General features: G+C 67.3%; 18 protein-coding genes. 10 read left to right on the top strand and 8 right to left on the bottom strand.

The features are described 5' to 3' along the window. Positions 1-53 precede the first annotated feature (53 nt). Entirely contained in the window at positions 54-2,261 is a 2,208-nt protein-coding gene (locus JW364_RS07960) for an acyl-CoA dehydrogenase (RefSeq protein WP_165630576.1), read from the bottom strand. Positions 2,262-2,395: 134 nt separating this feature from the next. Here JW364_RS07960 and kstR point away from each other — a divergent pair, with 134 nt between their 5' ends. The 3 genes from kstR to JW364_RS07945 all read left to right on the top strand — a co-directional run bounded on the left by kstR (position 2,396) and on the right by JW364_RS07945 (position 4,639). Continuing rightward, entirely contained in the window at positions 2,396-3,046 is a 651-nt protein-coding gene (gene kstR / locus JW364_RS07955) for a cholesterol catabolism transcriptional regulator KstR (RefSeq protein ID WP_065629124.1), read from the top strand. Between the two features lie 124 nt (positions 3,047-3,170). Then, the gene (locus JW364_RS07950; protein WP_065629288.1) at positions 3,171-4,181 is read left to right on the top strand and encodes an alpha/beta hydrolase family protein; all 1,011 of its coding nucleotides are present in this window, start codon (positions 3,171-3,173) and stop codon (positions 4,179-4,181) included. Continuing rightward, on the top strand, positions 4,178-4,639 hold the full coding sequence (locus JW364_RS07945; protein ID WP_058251191.1) for a MaoC/PaaZ C-terminal domain-containing protein: 462 nt from the start codon (positions 4,178-4,180) through the stop codon (positions 4,637-4,639). Before JW364_RS07950 ends, JW364_RS07945 begins: the two co-directional genes overlap by 4 nt. A 68-nt stretch (positions 4,640-4,707) precedes the next feature. On the opposite strand, the gene JW364_RS07940 is transcribed toward JW364_RS07945, so the two are convergent. Continuing rightward, positions 4,708-4,986 (bottom strand): hypothetical protein, encoded by a 279-nt coding sequence (locus JW364_RS07940; RefSeq protein ID WP_139114201.1) that lies wholly within the window; start codon positions 4,984-4,986, stop codon positions 4,708-4,710. Positions 4,987-5,149: 163 nt separating this feature from the next. Here JW364_RS07940 and JW364_RS07935 point away from each other — a divergent pair, with 163 nt between their 5' ends. Together JW364_RS07935 and JW364_RS07930 are read left to right on the top strand one after the other, a co-directional pair. Then, positions 5,150-5,554 carry a hypothetical protein gene (locus JW364_RS07935; protein WP_159370096.1) on the top strand — a complete coding sequence of 135 codons (405 nt, stop codon included), beginning with the start codon at positions 5,150-5,152 and terminating at the stop codon, positions 5,552-5,554. A 61-nt stretch (positions 5,555-5,615) separates the two neighbouring features. Then, the gene (locus JW364_RS07930) at positions 5,616-6,164 is read left to right on the top strand and encodes a DUF2716 domain-containing protein (protein WP_159370095.1); all 549 of its coding nucleotides are present in this window, start codon (positions 5,616-5,618) and stop codon (positions 6,162-6,164) included. Positions 6,165-6,278: 114 nt separating this feature from the next. Here the strand turns inward: JW364_RS07930 and JW364_RS07925 are convergent, their stop codons facing one another. Further along, complete coding sequence (locus JW364_RS07925; RefSeq protein WP_159370094.1) at positions 6,279-6,971, bottom strand: SDR family NAD(P)-dependent oxidoreductase; 693 nt, start codon at positions 6,969-6,971, stop codon at positions 6,279-6,281. A 62-nt stretch (positions 6,972-7,033) separates the two neighbouring features. Between JW364_RS07925 and JW364_RS07920 the strand changes: the two genes are divergently transcribed. Then, positions 7,034-8,320 carry an MFS transporter gene (locus JW364_RS07920; protein WP_068970480.1) on the top strand — a complete coding sequence of 429 codons (1,287 nt, stop codon included), beginning with the start codon at positions 7,034-7,036 and terminating at the stop codon, positions 8,318-8,320. On the opposite strand, the gene JW364_RS07915 is transcribed toward JW364_RS07920, so the two are convergent. Beyond that, a complete protein-coding gene (locus tag JW364_RS07915; RefSeq protein ID WP_068970479.1) occupies positions 8,317-9,183 on the bottom strand; it encodes an oxygenase MpaB family protein in 867 nt (288 codons plus the stop codon). The genes JW364_RS07920 and JW364_RS07915 overlap by 4 nt on opposite strands. A gap of 142 nt (positions 9,184-9,325) precedes the next feature. Continuing rightward, complete coding sequence (locus tag JW364_RS07910) at positions 9,326-10,171, bottom strand: 3-hydroxybutyryl-CoA dehydrogenase (RefSeq protein WP_068970478.1); 846 nt, start codon at positions 10,169-10,171, stop codon at positions 9,326-9,328. Positions 10,172-10,331: 160 nt separating this feature from the next. On the opposite strand from JW364_RS07910, the gene JW364_RS07905 reads away from it, so the two are divergent. The 3 genes from JW364_RS07905 to JW364_RS07895 all read left to right on the top strand — a co-directional run bounded on the left by JW364_RS07905 (position 10,332) and on the right by JW364_RS07895 (position 13,043). Next, entirely contained in the window at positions 10,332-10,658 is a 327-nt protein-coding gene (locus JW364_RS07905) for a hypothetical protein (RefSeq protein ID WP_068970477.1), read from the top strand. Positions 10,659-10,908: 250 nt separating this feature from the next. After that, a complete protein-coding gene (locus tag JW364_RS07900; protein WP_189340055.1) occupies positions 10,909-12,384 on the top strand; it encodes an LVIVD repeat-containing protein in 1,476 nt (491 codons plus the stop codon). After that, positions 12,381-13,043 (top strand): DUF305 domain-containing protein, encoded by a 663-nt coding sequence (locus JW364_RS07895; protein ID WP_068970475.1) that lies wholly within the window; start codon positions 12,381-12,383, stop codon positions 13,041-13,043. The genes JW364_RS07900 and JW364_RS07895 overlap by 4 nt, the downstream gene beginning before the upstream one ends. 27 nt (positions 13,044-13,070) lie before the next feature. On the opposite strand, the gene JW364_RS07890 is transcribed toward JW364_RS07895, so the two are convergent. Continuing rightward, positions 13,071-13,568 carry an HNH endonuclease gene (locus tag JW364_RS07890; RefSeq protein WP_058251202.1) on the bottom strand — a complete coding sequence of 166 codons (498 nt, stop codon included), beginning with the start codon at positions 13,566-13,568 and terminating at the stop codon, positions 13,071-13,073. A 356-nt stretch (positions 13,569-13,924) separates the two neighbouring features. Between JW364_RS07890 and JW364_RS07885 the strand changes: the two genes are divergently transcribed. Further along, complete coding sequence (locus JW364_RS07885) at positions 13,925-14,299, top strand: hypothetical protein (RefSeq protein ID WP_058251203.1); 375 nt, start codon at positions 13,925-13,927, stop codon at positions 14,297-14,299. Positions 14,300-14,303: 4 nt separating this feature from the next. Here the strand turns inward: JW364_RS07885 and JW364_RS07880 are convergent, their stop codons facing one another. Both JW364_RS07880 and JW364_RS07875 read right to left on the bottom strand, forming a co-directional pair. Then, positions 14,304-15,170 carry an enoyl-CoA hydratase-related protein gene (locus JW364_RS07880; protein ID WP_068970474.1) on the bottom strand — a complete coding sequence of 289 codons (867 nt, stop codon included), beginning with the start codon at positions 15,168-15,170 and terminating at the stop codon, positions 14,304-14,306. A 149-nt stretch (positions 15,171-15,319) separates the two neighbouring features. Next, complete coding sequence (locus tag JW364_RS07875; protein ID WP_058251205.1) at positions 15,320-17,860, bottom strand: ATP-dependent Clp protease ATP-binding subunit; 2,541 nt, start codon at positions 17,858-17,860, stop codon at positions 15,320-15,322. Positions 17,861-17,899: the final 39 nt, after the last annotated feature.

The following is a 17,899-nucleotide window of genomic DNA, read 5'->3' as shown; positions in this document are numbered from 1 at the left end:
AGGGTGTCGGAATCGGCGTTTATCTGCGGTTTCGGCACTTTCGCCGCAGCCGGTTACCGCGGCAAACCGAGAATGCGTTCCGCCGCGGCCGTGCGCAGGATCTGAGTGGTGCCGCCCGCGATCGAGAGGCAGCGGTTCTGCAGGACCGCGTCGGACGCCTCGGTCGCCGCCAGACCCGCGACCCCCAGGAGCCGCAGCGCGAGATCGGGTACCGATTGGCGATGTTCGACGCCGATCAGCTTGCGCACGCTCGACAACGCACCGGGGTCGAGCCCGGCCAGTTGCCTGGTCGCCGCCCTCGCGTCGAGGACCCGGCCGACGTGGGCGTCGGCGAGCTGGGTGCCGAGCGACGCTAGCTCCTCGGCGGTCAGCTCCCGATCCATCGACCGCACCTGCGAGAGCAGCGACTCCATCTCCTTGCCGAGGCCGGTACCGCCCATCGCCACCCGCTCGTTCGCGAGGGTGGTGCGGGCCAGCCGCCAGCCGCCGTTGATCTCGCCGACGACACAGTCGTCCGGCACGACCACACCGTCGAGGAAGACCTCGTTGAAGTTGGCCCGCCCGGAGAGCTCGCGCAGCGGCCGGATGTCGATGCCAGGCGAACCCATGTCGACGAGGAAGTAGGTGATGCCCTTGTTCTTCGGCGCTTCGGGATCGGTGCGCGCGAGGCAGATCGCCCACTGGGCGTTGTGCGCCTGCGAGGTCCAGATCTTCTGGCCGTCCAGGCGCCAGCCGGCGTCGACCCGTTCCGCCCGTGTGCGCAACGCGGCCAGGTCCGAGCCGGCCTCGGGTTCGGAGAACAGCTGGCACCACACGATGTCGCCGGCCAGCGTCGGGGCGACGAACCGCTCGCGCTGCGCGTCGGTGCCGTGTTCCAGGATCGTCGGGATCGCCCATGCGCCGATCACCAGGTCGGGCCGGTCGATCCCGGCCGCCTCGAGCTCGGTGTCGATCAGCAGCTGCATCGCAGCATCCGCCCCCAGACCGTGCGGCGCCGGCCAGTGCGGGGTCAGGTAGCCGGTCTCGGCGAGGAGACGGCGACGATCATCGGGTTCGGCGTCGGCGATCCTCGCGACGGTGGTGCGGACCTCGTCGCGCCGGTCCTCGACCTGCGAGAGGTCCAGACGGAAGCGCCGTCGCGCCCCCGCGAGCCCGCGCCGGGCGAGGGTGGCGGCGTGCGACGACGCGTTCGCGAGCGACGCCTGCGCGGCGAGTGCGGCGCGCAGATACAGGTGGGCATCGTGCTCGAAGGTGAACCCGATGCCGCCGAGGACCTGAACGCAGTCCTTGGTGTTGGCGACCGGGTCGCGACCGACCACGACGTCGGCCGCCAGCCTGCTGATCTCGAGTTGCTCGAGGGCCGGAGCGAGCCCGTCCCCCGCCCCGGCCGCCAGCACGTCGTCGACCGCGCCGGCGACATCCCACGCGACCGCGGTGACGCGTTCGCTGCGGCACAGCATCTCGGCGCAGATGTGCTTGATCGCCTGGAACGACCCGATCGGCACCCCGAACTGGGTGCGGACCTTCGCGTATTCGACGGCGGTGTCGAGAGCCCACCGGGTGACGCCGCTCTGATAAGCGGCGAGCGCCGCCGACAGCAGGCCCGCGACGAACGTCCCGTCGCCCAGTTCGACGAGGTCCTCGACGGCGACCCCGGACAGTGTCACGTGGCTGACCGACGCGGTTCCGTCGAGCGGGGTCTGCGGCGTGACGTCGGCGACTCCCGCACCCGGCGGGAGGATCCACCAGGACCGTTCCCGATCGTCGGTCCCGAATTCGACCAGCACGGCGCACCCCTCGACGTACCCGCCGACGAGTCCGAGGTCGAGGTCGCCGCCGGACAGTTCGAGGGCCACCCCGGCGTAACTCGTCGCGGGCGTCACCACCGGCACCGACCCGGCCAGCACCTCGCCCAGCAGTCCGGCAGACCGGTCGGTGTCGCCCTGCGGCGAATCCGCACGGCGAACCGCCAGCGCGATCGCTGCGGTCACCGTCGGACCGAGCGGGCCGGGGACGAGATCGGCCCCACACTGCTCGAGCATGGCGGCCACGTCGAGGAAACTCGCGCCGAGACCGTCGGACGCCTCGGGGACCGCGGCGGCGAACACGCCCAGATCGGCGATCTGCGAAAATAGACCGGTCCACTGGTCGCTCGGCTTGTCGAGGTCGGACCGCACGATGTCGGTCACACTGGTGGAGCGCGCCCAGGACGCGATGCTGTCACGGACCGCGATCTGCTCGGAAGACGTGGCGATTGTCACTGGCAATCCCTGTATGTCGAGTTGTGCCGAATAATTAGAACCTGTTCTAATATGCCATGGGTGTACTCGGATCGGGTAGCCACCCACGATCCACCCATTGAGACGTTTGATCACGTGAGGATGTTCGAGAGCACATGGCCCGTTCTGCACCCGGCAACGCCGCGGTCGACGCCCCCAACGGGGCTGCGGCGCCGGCCGCCTCGCCCGAAGCCGGCTCCACCGCGCAGCGCGAACGCCGCCGCCGCATCCTCGACGCCACCCTCGCGCTGGCGTCCAAGGGCGGATACGACGCCGTGCAGATGCGCACCGTCGCCGACAAGGCCGACGTCGCCGTCGGGACGCTGTACCGCTACTTCCCGTCGAAGGTCCACCTTCTCGTCACCGCGCTCGCCCGCGAGTTCGAGCGAGTCGAGTCGAAGGTCGATCGTTCGCAGTTGCGCGGCGACACCGCGATCGACCGCCTCCGTCATGTCCTGGACATGATCACCTTCGCCATGCAGCGCGATCCGCTTCTCACCGAGGCGATGACGCGTGCGTTCATGTTCGCCGACGCGTCGGCGACCGCCGAGGTCGACCAGGTCGCCGGGATCATCGACCGGCTCCTCGCCGGAGCGATCGTCGACGACGGCGAACCCACCGAGGAAGATCTCGCGATCGCGCGCGTCCTCTCCGATGTGTGGATGTCGAACCTGGTGCAGTGGCTGACCCGTCGCGCGTCGGCGACCGACGTCACGAACCGGCTCGAACTCACCGTCCGGCTCCTGCTCAAGGATCGCGTCAAGTAATCGGGTTCTCCCCTCGAACGTGACGTCACAACTGGGTGACGAGCACCTTCTCGACTTGGGAGCGCCAGTCGAACTCGGCTACCTTTGTTACGTCTGAGAATTCTGTTAACAGAAGGGGCTAGTGGTGCGATCCTCCTGGTTGCGACGACTGTGCGTCGTCGGATCTGCCGTTGCGGTCGCGACCGCCGGATGGGCTCCGGCCGCGCTGGCCGAGCCGACCCCCGATCCCGATCGCGCTCGCATAGACACCGTGGTCCACGACTCCGCCCAGCAGTCGACACTCATCGTGTACTCGGCGGCGATGCGCAAACTCATCCCCGTCAACGTGTTGCGCCCCAAGGACACCACCAAGTCGCGCCCCACGCTCTACCTGCTCAACGGCGCCGGCGGCGGCGAGGACTCCGCGACCTGGGCGGCCAAGACCCAGTACGCGAAGTTCTTCTCCGACAAAGAGGTCAACGTCGTCACGCCGATCGGCGGCGCGTTCTCCTATTACACCGACTGGCAGCACGACGATCCGGTACTCGGCCGCAACAAGTGGACGACGTTCCTCACCAAGGAGCTCCCGCCGCTGGTGGACAAGGAATTCGACACCACCAAGGTCAACGCCATCGCCGGGATCTCGATGGCCGGGACATCGGTGCTCAACCTCGCGATCGCCGCACCGAAGCTCTACCGGTCGGCCGCCGCCTACAGCGGATGCGCGCGTACCAGCGACCCGGTGGGACAGGCCTACATCCGGATGGTCGTCGCCGACCGCGGGCAGGGCAACCTGAACAACATGTGGGGACCGGTCAATTCGGCCGGGTGGCGGGACAACGACCCGTACATCCACGCGGACAAGCTGCGCGGCACCAAGGTCTACATGACCAGCGGCACCGGCATGCCCGGACAGTTCGACCGGCTCGAGGCACCGCTGGTCGCCGGCGATCCGCTGACACTGGCCAACCAGATGGTCATCGGCGGCATCATCGAGGCCGCGGTCAACGAGTGCACCAAGCAGATGGTGTCGCGCATGCGGGCGCTCAAGGTGCCGCACGAAGTCACCTTCCGGCCGAGCGGCACCCACTCCTGGGGTTACTGGGAACGCGACCTCGAGACCACCTGGCCGAAGATCGCGGCAGACCTGAGGTGAGCGACGCATCGGACCGCTTGTGGGCCGATGACCTGTCCGTGGGCCAGATCTTCGAGTTCGGCACGCATCACGTCAGCGAAGACGAACTGCTCGACTTCGCCCGCGCATGGGATCCGCAGGACTTCCACGTGGACAAGGCCGTTGCCGAACGCGGCCCCTACGGCGGGCTGATCGCCAGTGGGCTGCACACGATGTCGATCTACCAGAGGCTCAATGTCACCGGCGTGCTGAACAATTGGCGGGTGATCGCGGGCAAGCGACTGGGCGACGTCGAATTCCTGCGTCCCGTCCGCCCCGGCGACACCCTCACCGGGTCGACCGTCATCGACGCGATCGAGTTCGATGACCGTGCCCGCGCTCTGGTCACCTCGTCGGCGGAGCTGCGCAACGGTGACGGAAAACCGGTGATGCGCACCGTCGTCGAAGCCTATGTGCACGCGCGACCCAATCGCGATTGACATCTTCGGTTGCGCTGCCGCGGTTCTCACCGTACGTCTCCGGCTTCCATCACGTTCGAGTCCTCGCGTCACTCGAGAGAGTTGCGCCTGACCAGCCATTGCCACCGGCTCAGCCGCCACACAGCTGCTCCGACGACCGGGACAAGCCACACGACCCCCACCCACGACAGACTGCCTCGTAGGCCGAGATGATGACCGACGACGTCGACGGTCGCGAACATCGACAGGGTGAACCACACCGAGAACAAGACCAGCAATGCGAACGCGATGTAGAACGGCCGGTTGAAGTCAGCGCTGCACGCAGCGTCTCTCGCGCATTCCGACAGTCCGGCCTCGGCGAGCAGCACATGCTCAATGTACGTGTTGACGGCAGCAGTACGGCTGTTTTCGTTGCTGTGGACCGGCCACATCCGCGTGGGCCGACGGTCGGAACGAACCCCTGGCCGTGGGGGGACGAGACACGACGGACGGAGAACCGAATGGAATCCGTACCGCAGATACCGTGACTGGATGAAGACACTGCGATTCGCCTCGATCATCTCGGTGCTGTGCACGGTGGTCATCTTGTCGTTCGTCGTGCCATCACTCGTTCTGTCAGGTGTTGTCGAGGTCTCAGGCGGCTTCGAGTACATGGTGGTGTTCCCGACGCTGATCGGCTTGCTGTGCGCCTTCGTTGCACTGATCGTCGGCGGCGCGTGTGTCTTTCGGGGACGCTCGCGCACGGTGGCGTCGATCCTCACGACCCTCGGCCAGTTGACCACCCTAGCGCTCGGCGCAGCGATCGTCGTGTGGGCGACGAACTTCGGCACGACCGGTTGGGAACTGCTTGCCCTCCCCGCCGCGCTGATCTGCGGGCAGATCCTCGTCGCGGTGGGTCTCTTCGTCTGGCGCCGCGCACCATCGGATGTCGTCTGAGAGTGCTGTGGCGGAACGTGATGAAGGTGTTCCGCCCGCTACGCTCTGCGACGATGGTCCGATGATGCGTTGGGCCCTCGACCACGGAAACCCGCTACCGCCGGGATGGAGCTACCTGCCCCGAGACGAAGAGGACGTGGCGTGGGAGTTGTTCCGTGATCGGTTTCGATCGTTCCGGCCCAGCATCTACCCGACAGACTGGCCCGCAGTTGTCGATCCTGCTCCGTCGGTAACCTTCGACCTGTCTGTCCCGGAGAACTCTCCCGGCGTGTGGAGCGCCCAATTCGATGCGATCAACGCCGAGGCGCAGCGTTGCTTCGTCCACGTGCAGGACGATCCTTACTGGATTGTGCTCGACTGGCAGCATCCCGGCTATCGGCTCAATGCAGCGGCACATGCCGAGACGTTCGACGCAGAGTGGCCGGTGCCGGTGTTCCCGAACGGCGACTACTACATCTTCGCTCGGCCCGACTTCAGCACTGGCACATTCGGACATCCGTGGGAGAAGACGCTGTGCGTGTTCGGTTCCGAGCTGGTTCAGACGTTGGGCCGGACCCTCGCAACATGGCTCCCGCGCAAGCGCGAGAACGGTGACCCGCTGCCGGGGTAGTCGACAGATGCGATCCCGCATGCGACTTCCACGCAGGCATCGTTGAATCGTCTGCGGTGCGATCGATTACACCATCGCTCAACGCAGATTCTTGCGCACCAGCGGTTCTCCGGCTCAGCCGACGCCCGGCACGGGGACCTGCGCGCCGGTGATCGCACTCGAGGCGTCGGAGACCAGGAACGAGATCGTCTGAGCGATCGACTCGGGCGACACCCAGCCCGCCCGCGACGAATCCGGTTGACTGGCGCGGTTGCCCGGGGTGTCGATCACCGACGGCAGAATCGCATTGGCCCGGATGCCGTCGGACTTGTACTCGGCGGCGAGCGCACTGATGAACGCCCACACCGCTGCTTTCGACGTGATGTAGCCCGCCGCACCGGAGAAGGGCGCGAACGCCGCCTTCGCCGACACCCCGACGATCGACCCGCCGCCGGCCTCGATGATCGTCGGAATGGCCGCCGCGGACAGCAGATACAGCGGCCGCAGGTTGAGCCGGAGCAGTCGCTCGAACTCGTCGACCGGCGTCGCGTCGACCCGCTCCCCCATCGCGAACCCGCCCACCAGGTTCACCACCGCGGTGACCGGCGCCGACGCGTCGCTCGCGGCGATCGCCACGACCTCGGCGACCGACGCCTCGTCGAAGAGGTCGGCGTGCACACCGACCAACCGGTCCGATTCCGGGAGGCGTGACAACCCGGCTTCGGTGCGCCCGGGCACCACCACGCGCCATCCGTCGTCGAGCAACGTGCGGGTGACCGCCGACCCCAGGCCGCCCGTCCCGCCCGACACGATCACCGTCTGCGTCATCCCGCCGACCCTACTGGAGGCGGACCCCTGGGTGGAGGCGCACGCGCCTACGATGGTCGTCGATGACCGACGACCGTGTTCCCGAGATCGGAGACGTGCCGCGGGAGCGCGAACCGGGCGGTCGTCGCCCCGACGACGCCGACCGGACGAGCATGTTCGCGTCGTTGCGCATCCCCAACTACCGCCTGTTCTACGCCGGCATGGCCGTCTCGATGACGGGTTCGTGGATGCAGGCAACGGCGCAGGCGTGGCTCGTGCTGACGCTGAGCGGATCGGCGTCCGTCCTGGGACTCATCGTCGCTCTGCAGGCGCTACCGGTTCTGCTCATCGGGCCGTACGCGGGCGTTATCGCCGATCGCGTCGACCGCCGACGCCTGCTCATCGTCCTGCAGTCGATGATGGGGCTGCTGGCCGCGGCGCTCGCCGCCGTCACCCTCACCGGGGTGGTGCAGGTCTGGCACGTCGGCGTGCTGGCGGTGATGCTCGGGCTCGGCCACGCCTTCGAACAGCCGGCGCGACAGGCGTTCATCCATCAGATCGTCGGCAAGGACCTCATCCGCAACGCGGTCACCCTCAACTCGGTCATGGTGAACGCCGCTCGCGCCGTGGGCCCGGCGGTGGCCGGGGTGATCCTGGCCCTCGTCGGTTCCGGTCTGTGCTTCGCGATCAACGCGGTCAGCTTCATCGCCGTGGTCGCGTCGCTGCTTGCGCTCGACTCATCGAAGATCACCGCCGAATCACCGGTTCCGCGCGCCAAAGGCCAGCTGCGCGAGGGTCTTCGATACGTGCGGAGTCGTCCTGTGCTGTGGATCCCGCTCGCCACGATGGCGCTCGTCGGCACCCTGACGTACAACTTCCCGGTCACGCTGCCCGCCGCCGCGGACTTCGTGTTCGACGGCGGGCCGCAAGCCCTCGGTTTCATGACGTCGGCGATGGGAGTGGGTGCGGTCGTCGGCGGACTCGTGGTCGCGGCTCGCGGGAACACCGGACTGCGCCCACTCACGCTGGCGGCCTTCGGCTTCGGGGTCGCCGTCGCGGCGACCGCACTCGCCCCGAACCTCCCGACGGCGATCTGCGCACTCTTCGGGGTCGGCTGGTTGAGTGTCACCTTCATGTCGACGGGAAACGCGACCCTGCAGCTCAATTCCGAACCGCGGATGCGGGGCCGGGTGATGGCGCTGTGGTCGGTGGCGTTCATGGGCTCGACGCCGATCGGTGGTCCGATCGTCGGCGCGATCATCGAGACATTCGGCGCGCGCGTCGGTCTCGCGGTCGGCGCCGTTGCGTGCCTGGGCGCCGGAACACTCGCCTTCCTGGCCGCGCGCCGGAGCGGCGCCGGCGCCTCTTAGACGAGCGGCCGCCCCATCTTGACCCGAAGCCGGACATCGGCCAGCAGGAGCCGGAAACCCAACTGCGACACCCACAGCGGAGTGCGACGCTCTTTCTCCACCAACCGGCCGACGTAGCCGTCGAACCACGCCTGATCCTCGTCGGTCCACTCGACCCGGAGTGCGTCGCGGAACGGCTGCGGCAGATAGCCGATGGTCCGCCGCAGTTTGACCGGACCGTACTTCTCCTGGATGCGTTCCGGCGCGTAACCGAAATTGGCGATGTCGAGGAGGAAGTCCCGGATCTCGTCGCTGATCTCGATGCGCGAGACCTGGTCGTCCCAGTAGGTGGTGAACTCGTCGCGCGTGGCGGGCCACGCCTCGGCCGGCATCTGCAGCGTCGTCCCGCAGACCTTGCCCTGCTGGTAGAACTTCTCGCGATCCGCGCCCTGCAGCGGTCCGTGGACACGCTCGTAGATGTCCTCCCACCCGAAGTAGAGGCACGCCGCGACCCAGAGCTGCAGGTCGGTGTTCATCGCGTTGTACTCCACGGGACTGTTCTCGTCGGAGCGCACCTTCGCGTGCTGGCGGTTGACGGCGTGCCGGTACCGGCGCCGGTCGTCGGCGTTGCCGAGAATCGCGACCGCCAGATACGACGCGGTGGTCCGTGCGCGTTTGACCGGATGTTTGTCGAGCCGCCCGTTCTCGACCTTGCTGTGCGCGACACCGTAGCCGACCGCCGGATTGGCGAGCTGCATGATGACGTTCGTCGTGCTCATCGTCTGCCCCATCGAGAGCAGGGAACGCGCGAAGAAGCTGCTGTCGATGTTGTCCATCTCCACCCGCGACATCCGCTCATCGGATTGCGTCATGACCCCACCCATTCTGATAACGCTTGTTGTCTGATTGCTGTCAGCTTAGCGGGGAGCACGCGGGCCGACAATCCCGGAGCCGAAAGACTCCGCCATACGCCGAACCCCGGCTCACCCGAAGGTGAGCCGGGGCTCGGCGTCGGCGATCCAGCTGTCAGTAGGTGTAGAAACCGTGACCGGTCTTCCGTCCGAGGCGGCCGGCATCGACCATGCGACGCAGCAGCGCCGGCGGCGCGTAGTGGGGTTCGGCGAATTCCGCGTACAGCGACTCCGCGGCGGAGAGCGTCACGTCGAGACCGATGGTGTCGAGCAGGGTCAGCGGACCCATCGGGTAGCCGCAGCCGCCCTTCATCGCGAGGTCGATGTCCTCGGCCGAGGCGTAGCCCGAGTCGAACATCCGGATGGCCTGGCACAGGTACGGGATGAGCAGCGCGTTGACGATGAAGCCGGAGCGGTCACCCGCGCGGACCGCGGTCTTGCCGAGGGTGTCGGTGACGTATGCGCTCACGGCGTCGGCCGTCTCCGGCGCGGTGGTCAGCGTGGAGATGATCTCGACCAGCGGCATCACCGGTACCGGGTTGAAGAAGTGCACGCCGACAACGCGTTCGGGGGTCTTCGTCGCGGTCGCGACCTTGATGATCGGGATCGACGACGTGTTGGTCGCGAGGATGGTGTTCGCGCCGGTCGCCTCGTCGAGGTTCGCGAAGATCTGCCGCTTGAGCTCCTCGATCTCCGGGGCCGCCTCGATCACCAGCTCGCGATCGGCGAGGTCGGCGTAGTCGGTCGTCACCCGCAGACGTCCGAGGGCGGCGTCGGCGTCGTCCTGCGCCAGCTTGTTCTTGCTGACCGCCTTGGCCAGCGACTTCTCCACCCGCGCCCGCGCGGCGTCGGCGAACTCCTGCTTGACCTCCACGATCACGACATCGCTGCCGGCCTTCGCACACACCTCCGCGATGCCCGCTCCCATGGTGCCTCCGCCGATGACGCCGATCTGTTGCACAGTGAACCTCCGAAGTCGAGTGATACGAGACCAAACGGTAGTCGGTCGCCGGATCGGTCATCCGAACGACTCCCGGCACCCCGGGAACATTCGTCCCCGACGTCGCCTCCAAGTACATGAACCGCCCAGAAGCACTCACCCCACTTGGAAGGACATACCAATGAGCACCGAGATCCCTGCCGACGCCGTTCTCGTCGACACCGATGGCGACGGAGCCGTCGACGCCGCACTCACCGACGTCGACGGTGACGGCACCACCGACGCCATCCTCGACACCGACGGCGACGGCCAGGCCGACTCGATCGCCTACGACACCGATGCCGACGGCGAGATCGACGTGATCGAGGCCGACACCGACGCCGACGGCCTCACCGACATCGCCGTCGCCGACACCGACGGTGACGGCACCTTCGACACCGCGGTCGACGGCGAGGGCAATGTCGAGGTCGGTGACTTCGGCAGCATCGACGGCGGCGACGCCGTCTGACGTCTGACGCACCCTGCACCCGACACGAGCCGGCCCGGAAACCCCGGGCCGGCTCTGTTCGTCCGTTCGAATTCGACGATTCGCCGATGTCGTCTCGGCTCGCCCACTAGCGTGTCTCAGATCACGATCGGGGGATGCGATGATGCCTACTCGTTTCGACGCGCGACACAGGGTCCGTTCGGGGGTCCGCCGGCGCCGCCGTCGCCATGCCGTCACCTGCCTCCTGGCCGGCGCGACACTTCTCTCGACAATGCTGGTGGCGGCACCGGCCGGCGCGGCCAACCACTATTTCCCCGACATCTCCGAGGTCGCGGTTCCCCAGGCGGACTGCGGACCGGGCTCGCTCCCCGAACCGGGCCTGCAGGGGGACGTCAGCGCCGAGGACCGCCTGTCCGGACGCAGCATGCGCGGCTACCGATGCAACATCACACGGATCGGCGGTGTCCGCGGCGCCGGCGGCGGGATCGTCTCGGCCAACTTCGAGCACTGCAGCTACACCGGCAGCCTGTTCCCCGGAAACAACTGGGTGAACCCGCCGGGCGTACAGGTCATCGACGCATCCGACCCGAGCGCGCCGCGAGTCGTCGGGTCCCTGACGGATCCGGCGATGCGCGGCGGCACGTGGGAGACGCTGAAGGTCAACAAAGAACGCAAGCTCCTGGCCGCGACGTCGGTGCCGTTGCTCTGGGGCGGCGGGTTCTTCGCCGTATACGACATCTCCGACTGCACCCGCCCCAGACTCCTCAACACGGGCCCGGGCACGACGACGCCGTTGCCGTTCACCTCGCACGAGGGCGGCTTCTCCCCCGACGGCCGCACCTACTGGGCGTCCGGGGTGTTCCCCGGGCACCTCAGTGCCATCGACATCGCCGATCCCCGGTCGCCCCGCGTGATCTGGCAGGGGCTCCACTCGTTCCTCGGTCACGGCTTCGGCATGTCGCCAGATGGCAACCGGATGTACCTGTCCAACATGGCGGGTGTGACGGTGCTCGACGTCAGCGACGTCCAGGAGCGACGGCCGCACCCGCAGGTCCCGCACACCGCGGCCTATCTCTGGCCGGACGGCCAGCTGAACCAGCACTCGATCCCGATCACCTACCGGGGCCGGCCCCACATCGTCACCGCCGACGAAGCAGGTTCGGGCGGCGTCAAGATCTTCGACGTGACGCGGGTGAACAAGCCCCGATACACCGCGCAGATCAAACTCGAGATCAATCTCCCCGAGCACCTCGACACCAATCTGCGGTCGTCGACCGGCGGGTCGCTGTTCAGCAGCAATCCGCACTACTGCACGGTCGACCGGGCGACCGATCCCACCGCGCTCGCGTGCGGCTGGGAATCGTCGGGTATCCGGGTCTTCGACATCCGCGACTTCGACCGGATTCGCGAGATCGCCTACTACAACCCGCCGGCCCGCAAGGGCACCACGATCGCGGAGTCGCCCAACTCGCCGCACGTCGTCGGCTCGCTGATGGGCTTGCCCGCCGTCGAATTCCTCAGCCTCGGTATGTCGATCGCGAACGGCAAGGTCCGGTTGAACGAGATGGTCGGTCCACGTAGCGGGATGATCGTCGGCGGTGACATGTCGACGGACTGGTGCATGTCCCCACCCGAGTTCCGCGGAAACGAGCTGCGGGTCACCTGTTCCGACGGCGGCTTCCAGGTGTTGCGGTTGAGTCCCGCGGTGTACACGCCACCGCCGGACCAGAACTCCTCGATCGGATGAGCGCTTCTCGCCTCGGCGTCCCGCTGGTGCGCGCGATGGTCCTCGGCGTGACCGCGGCCCTGCTCGTCACCATGGGTGTCGTCGTCGGGGCGGTGTGGCAGGGACGCGATCACGACTCATCCGCGATGAGCGTGTCCGACATCGGCTTCGCGCAGGACATGTCGGCGCACCACGACCAGGCGATCCTCATGTCGCGGACGATCGGTGCGGTGCCCGGAGTCGCGCCGCAGATCCGCGGCGTCGCCGACCGGATCGTCCACACGCAGACCGCCGAAACCGCCACGATGCGTGGCTGGTTGCTGTGGTTCGACGAACCGGTGACCGCGCCGGAGCCGATGTCCTGGATGTCCGGCGGAGACCCTCACCACGAGGGCACCCATCACGACGAATCCCCTCGGCCGATGCCCGGCATGGCGAGTATCGACGAGATCGGCAGTCTCTCCACCCTGCCACCCGGCGAGGCGGAGATCTTGTTCCTGCAGTTGATGATTCGGCACCACCGTGGCGGGATGTCGATGGCCCAGGCGGCATACAACGACGAGCGGACCGGTTCCGCGACGAAGGACCTCGCGCTCATGATGATCGGCGACCAGGGCGACGAGATCGGTCTGATGACGATGCTGCTCGCGGAACGTGGCGCCGACCCGTTGCCGACCTGATGGCAGGGGCGGCAACGGATCGAACGTCTAGTCCGTCTTCGGATGCAGGATGAACATCTCCCACACCTCTTTCTGGTCCGCGGCCCAGGGGTCGTAGACGAACGGGGCGTGCCGTAGGGCCATCCCCGCCTTGCGCGGCGTCCGGTTGGCCTTGAAACCGTTGCAGGACTTGCACGCCGCGACCTGGTTTCCGAATGTGCTCGGCCCACCCTGCGAGACCGGGACGATGTGGTCGACGGTGTCGGCGGGACCGTCGCAGTAGGCGCAGATCCATTGATCGCGCCGCAGGATGGTCGCGTTCGACGCGTAGGAGTCCATCGTCTTACCGGCGAACGGGCGGTAGGCATCTCGCTTGATCGCCACCACCTTGTGGATCGGCAGGGACAGCGTCGGCGAATGGACGACGCGGACCAGCGGCGTGCCCTCGACGTTCCGCGCGACCTCGGTGGTCAACAGAACCGCGGCGCGACGCCAGGTGACGCGCGCCAGGATCTGCAGTCCGGCGTTGGTGACGAAGATGGTCATGACAGCTCCTCGATGCGTGGGCGAGTGAGTGCGCCGACCACCGAGGTTCATGACCTCAGGAACTGGTGACGCGTGATGTGATCGGTCCCGGCCTTCCGTCGGACTTCAGTCCGCACGGACGGTCGGAGGGGGCCGTCCGCCACTCGCCGGCGAAAGCCTTGTCACCCATCGACATCTGCGTCACCTCCTCTCGTTGGTCTGGCCTGCTCTGTCGCCACGATAACCGCGGTCGATGGACGCTGCCACCGTTTATGTCCGGCGTGTTCGGATGTTCACCCAGTTCACACGGGCTGTTTGCAGGAGTTTTTCACCGCGTGCCGGTCCCGCGGGACAATGTCCGGCGCTATCGTCGGCGGATGCCCACCGAGGAGACCGCCGAGAATCCCCCTCCGCAGCCACCCGTGTCGACCCTCGACGCGTTCGCGTCGGTGGTGCTGGGACTGGTGCACGCGGTGCTGGCGCTGATCACGATCGCCGTCGCGGGTCTGACGGTCTTCGTCACCGACGCGTGCGCCTACGAGGAGTGCGGGAGTCCGGTCTGGACCGAGGTGGCCATCGGGGTGGGCATCGGGTCGGCCGTGGTGCTGGTGGCGGTGTCGGTGACCCTCGTCGTCCGCCGCGTGCGCCGAGGACTCCCGGCCTGGCCGGCCGCTGCGTGGTGCTGCGCCATCCAGCTGGCGATGATCTTCGTGGTACTCGAGATCGGCATCCAGGCCGGGACCCTCGACTGAGTGATCAGAAGATCTCGGGTAGATCTTCCGACACGGTGTTGGGGTAGGTCGCCGGACGCTTCTCCAGGAACGACATGACGCCTTCGTACACGTCACCGGACTGCCCGCGGTAGAAGATCGCCTTCGAGTCGGCGTGGTGGGCATCGAGCGGACTGGGCGCACCGGCCATCCGCCACAACAGCTGTCGGGTCAGCGCCGCCGAGACGGGGGCGCTGTTCGCGGTCATCTCGCGGGCGACGGCGATCGCGGTCTCGAGCACCTGGTCTTTGGGGACCACCTGCTGGATCAGCCCGCGTTCATGGGCTTCGGCGACGGGCACCATCTTCGCGCCGATCGTCCACTGCAGTGCGGTCGGCAACCCGACGAGCCGCGGCAGGAACCAGCTCGACGCGGCTTCGGGCACCAGGCCGCGGGCGGCGAAGACGAACCCGAACTTCGCGTCCTCCGAGGCGATCCGGACGTCGGCGGGCAGCGTCATCGTGACGCCGACGCCGGCCGACGGACCGTTCACCGCCACCACGATCGGCTTGAGCGAGGCGAACATCCGCAGCGTCAACTTCCCGCCCTCGTCCGCCGGAACCTCGTCTGAGTCCACCACTGACGAGGCGTCGAACGTCGACCCGCCCGCCTCGAGATCGGCGCCGGCGCAGAACGCGCGGCCGTTGCCGGTCAGCACGACGGCACGAACGGAGTCGTCGGCGTCGGTCTCGTCGAACGCGGCCCGCAGTTCCTCCCCCATCTGCATGGTGAAGGCGTTGAGCCGGTCGGGTCGATTGAGCCGGAAGATCGCGATCTCCCCATCTCGCTCGACGGTGATGGTGGGCTGGTCCTGTCGGGACTTGCGCCCGACCTCTGATGTATCGCTCGTCACAGATCGATGCTATCGGGCGCTGGGACACTCCGCGTCGGCTGTGTCAATGCGCGGAGCCGCGCACCAGCCGGGCACAACACAACGGCGGCGCCACCCTGTCGGGTGACGCCGCCGTCGATCGTGTCAGATCAGATCACGCGGATCGGCTATCAGCTCGCGTCGGCCTCGCCGGCCTTGGTGAGCTCGACCGGTGCGTCGGGAACCATGCGCGGCTTCTCCGAGCCGGTGAAGACGAACCGGGCGTCGTCGCCGTCGCCCTCGCCGTCCCAGTTCTCGACGTCGACCAGGACGATCTGTCCGGGAGCGATGTCGCCGAACAGGATCTTCTCCGAGAGCTGGTCCTCGATCTCGCGCTGGATGGTGCGACGCAGCGGACGCGCACCCAGCACCGGATCGAAGCCACGCTTGGCCAGCAGGGCCTTCGCGCGGTCGGTGACCTCGAGAGCCATGTCCTTGTTCTTCAATGCACCCTCCACGCGGGTCAGCATGAGATCGACCATCTGGATGATCTCTTCCCGCGTGAGCTGGTGGAACACGACGATGTCGTCGATGCGGTTGAGGAACTCGGGGCGGAAGTGCTTCTTGAGCTCGTCGTTGACCTTCTGCTTCATCCGCTCGTAGTTCGACTGGGTTCCGTCGCTCGACGAGAAGCCCATGCCCACGGCCTTGGAGATGTCCGAGGTACCGAGGTTCGAGGTGAAGATCAGCACGGTGTTCTTGAAGTCGACCGTGCGGCCCTGACCGTCGGTCAGACGACCGTCTTCGAGGACCTGCAGCAGGGTGTTGTAGATCTCCGAGTGGGCCTTCTCGATCTCGTCGAACAGCACCACCGAGAACGGCTTGCGGCGCACCTTCTCGGTGAGCTGCCCGCCCTCTTCGTAGCCGACGTACCCGGGAGGGGCACCGAACAGACGCGACGCGGTGAAGCGGTCGTGGAACTCGCCCATGTCGATCTGGATCAGGGCGTCGTCCTCGCCGAAGAGGAAGTTCGCCAGCGCCTTGGAGAGCTCGGTCTTACCGACACCGGACGGACCGGCGAAGATGAACGAGCCCGACGGCCGCTTCGGATCCTTCAGGCCGGCACGGGTACGACGGATCGCCTTCGAGACCGCCTTGACTGCGTCCTCCTGCCCGATGATCCGCTTGTGCAGCTCCTCCTCCATGCGGAGCAGACGCGTGGTCTCCTCCTCGGTGAGCTTGAACACCGGGATGCCGGTCCAGTTGCCGAGGACCTCGGCGATCTGCTCGTCGTCGACCTCGGCCACGACGTCCATGTCACCGCTGCGCCACTGCTTCTCGCGCTCGGCGCGCTCGGCGACCAGCTGCTTCTCCTTGTCGCGGAGGCTGGCGGCCTTCTCGAAGTCCTGAGCGTCGATCGCGCTTTCTTTCTCCTTGCGCGCATCGGCGATGCGGTCGTCGAACTCACGCAGGTCTGGCGGCGCGGTCATCCGGCGGATGCGCATGCGCGCGCCGGCCTCGTCGATGAGGTCGATCGCCTTGTCCGGCAGGAACCGGTCGTTGATGTAGCGGTCGGCCAGCGTGGCGGCGGCGACCAGCGCGCCGTCGGTGATCGAGACGCGGTGGTGCGACTCGTACCGGTCGCGCAGGCCCTTGAGGATCTCGATGGTGTGCTCGACAGACGGCTCGCCCACCTGCACGGGCTGGAAGCGACGCTCGAGTGCGGCGTCCTTCTCGATGTACTTGCGGTACTCGTCGAGGGTCGTCGCGCCGATGGTCTGCAACTCGCCGCGGGCCAGCTTCGGCTTGAGGATGCTGGCGGCGTCGATGGCGCCCTCGGCGGCACCTGCGCCGACGAGCGTGTGCAACTCGTCGATGAACAGGATGATGTCGCCGCGGGTGTTGATCTCCTTGAGCACCTTCTTGAGGCGTTCCTCGAAGTCACCGCGGTAGCGGCTGCCCGCGACCAGCGAACCGAGGTCGAGGGTGTAGAGCTGCTTGTCCTTGAGGGTCTCGGGGACCTTGCCGTTGACGATGGCCTGAGCCAGGCCCTCGACGACGGCGGTCTTGCCGACGCCGGGCTCACCGATCAGCACCGGGTTGTTCTTGGTGCGGCGGCTGAGCACCTGCATGACCCGCTCGATTTCCTTCTCCCGGCCGATGACCGGGTCGAGCTTGCCCTCGGAGGCCGCGGCGGTCAGGTTACGACCGAACTGGTCGAGGACCAGCGAGGTCGACGGGGTGCCGGACTCGCTGCTGCGACCGCCGGTGCCCGCCTCCTGCGGCTCCTTGCCCTGGTATCCGCTGAGGAGCTGGATGACCTGCTGGCGGACCCGGTTGAGGTCGGCGCCGAGCTTCACCAGCACCTGGGCAGCGACGCCCTCGCCCTCGCGGATCAGGCCGAGCAGGATGTGCTCGGTACCGATGTAGTTGTGGCCGAGCTGCAGGGCCTCGCGCAGCGAGAGCTCCAGCACCTTCTTGGCACGCGGGGTGAACGGGATGTGTCCCGACGGCGCCTGCTGACCCTGGCCGATGATCTCCTCGACCTGGCTGCGAACCCCTTCGAGCGAGATCCCGAGCGACTCGAGCGCCTTGGCCGCCACGCCCTCGCCCTCGTGGATGAGGCCGAGGAGGATGTGCTCGGTACCGATGTAGTTGTGGTTGAGCATGCGCGCTTCTTCTTGGGCCAGAACCACAACCCGACGCGCGCGGTCGGTGAACCGTTCGAACATTGTTCTCCCTCACATTGCTAGCGCCCCGGCCGCCGCGGA

Source organism: Gordonia sp. BP-119, from assembly GCF_016924115.1.
GTDB lineage: Bacteria > Actinomycetota > Actinomycetes > Mycobacteriales > Mycobacteriaceae > Gordonia > Gordonia hongkongensis.
This window is presented reverse-complemented; position numbering and strand designations above follow the sequence as displayed.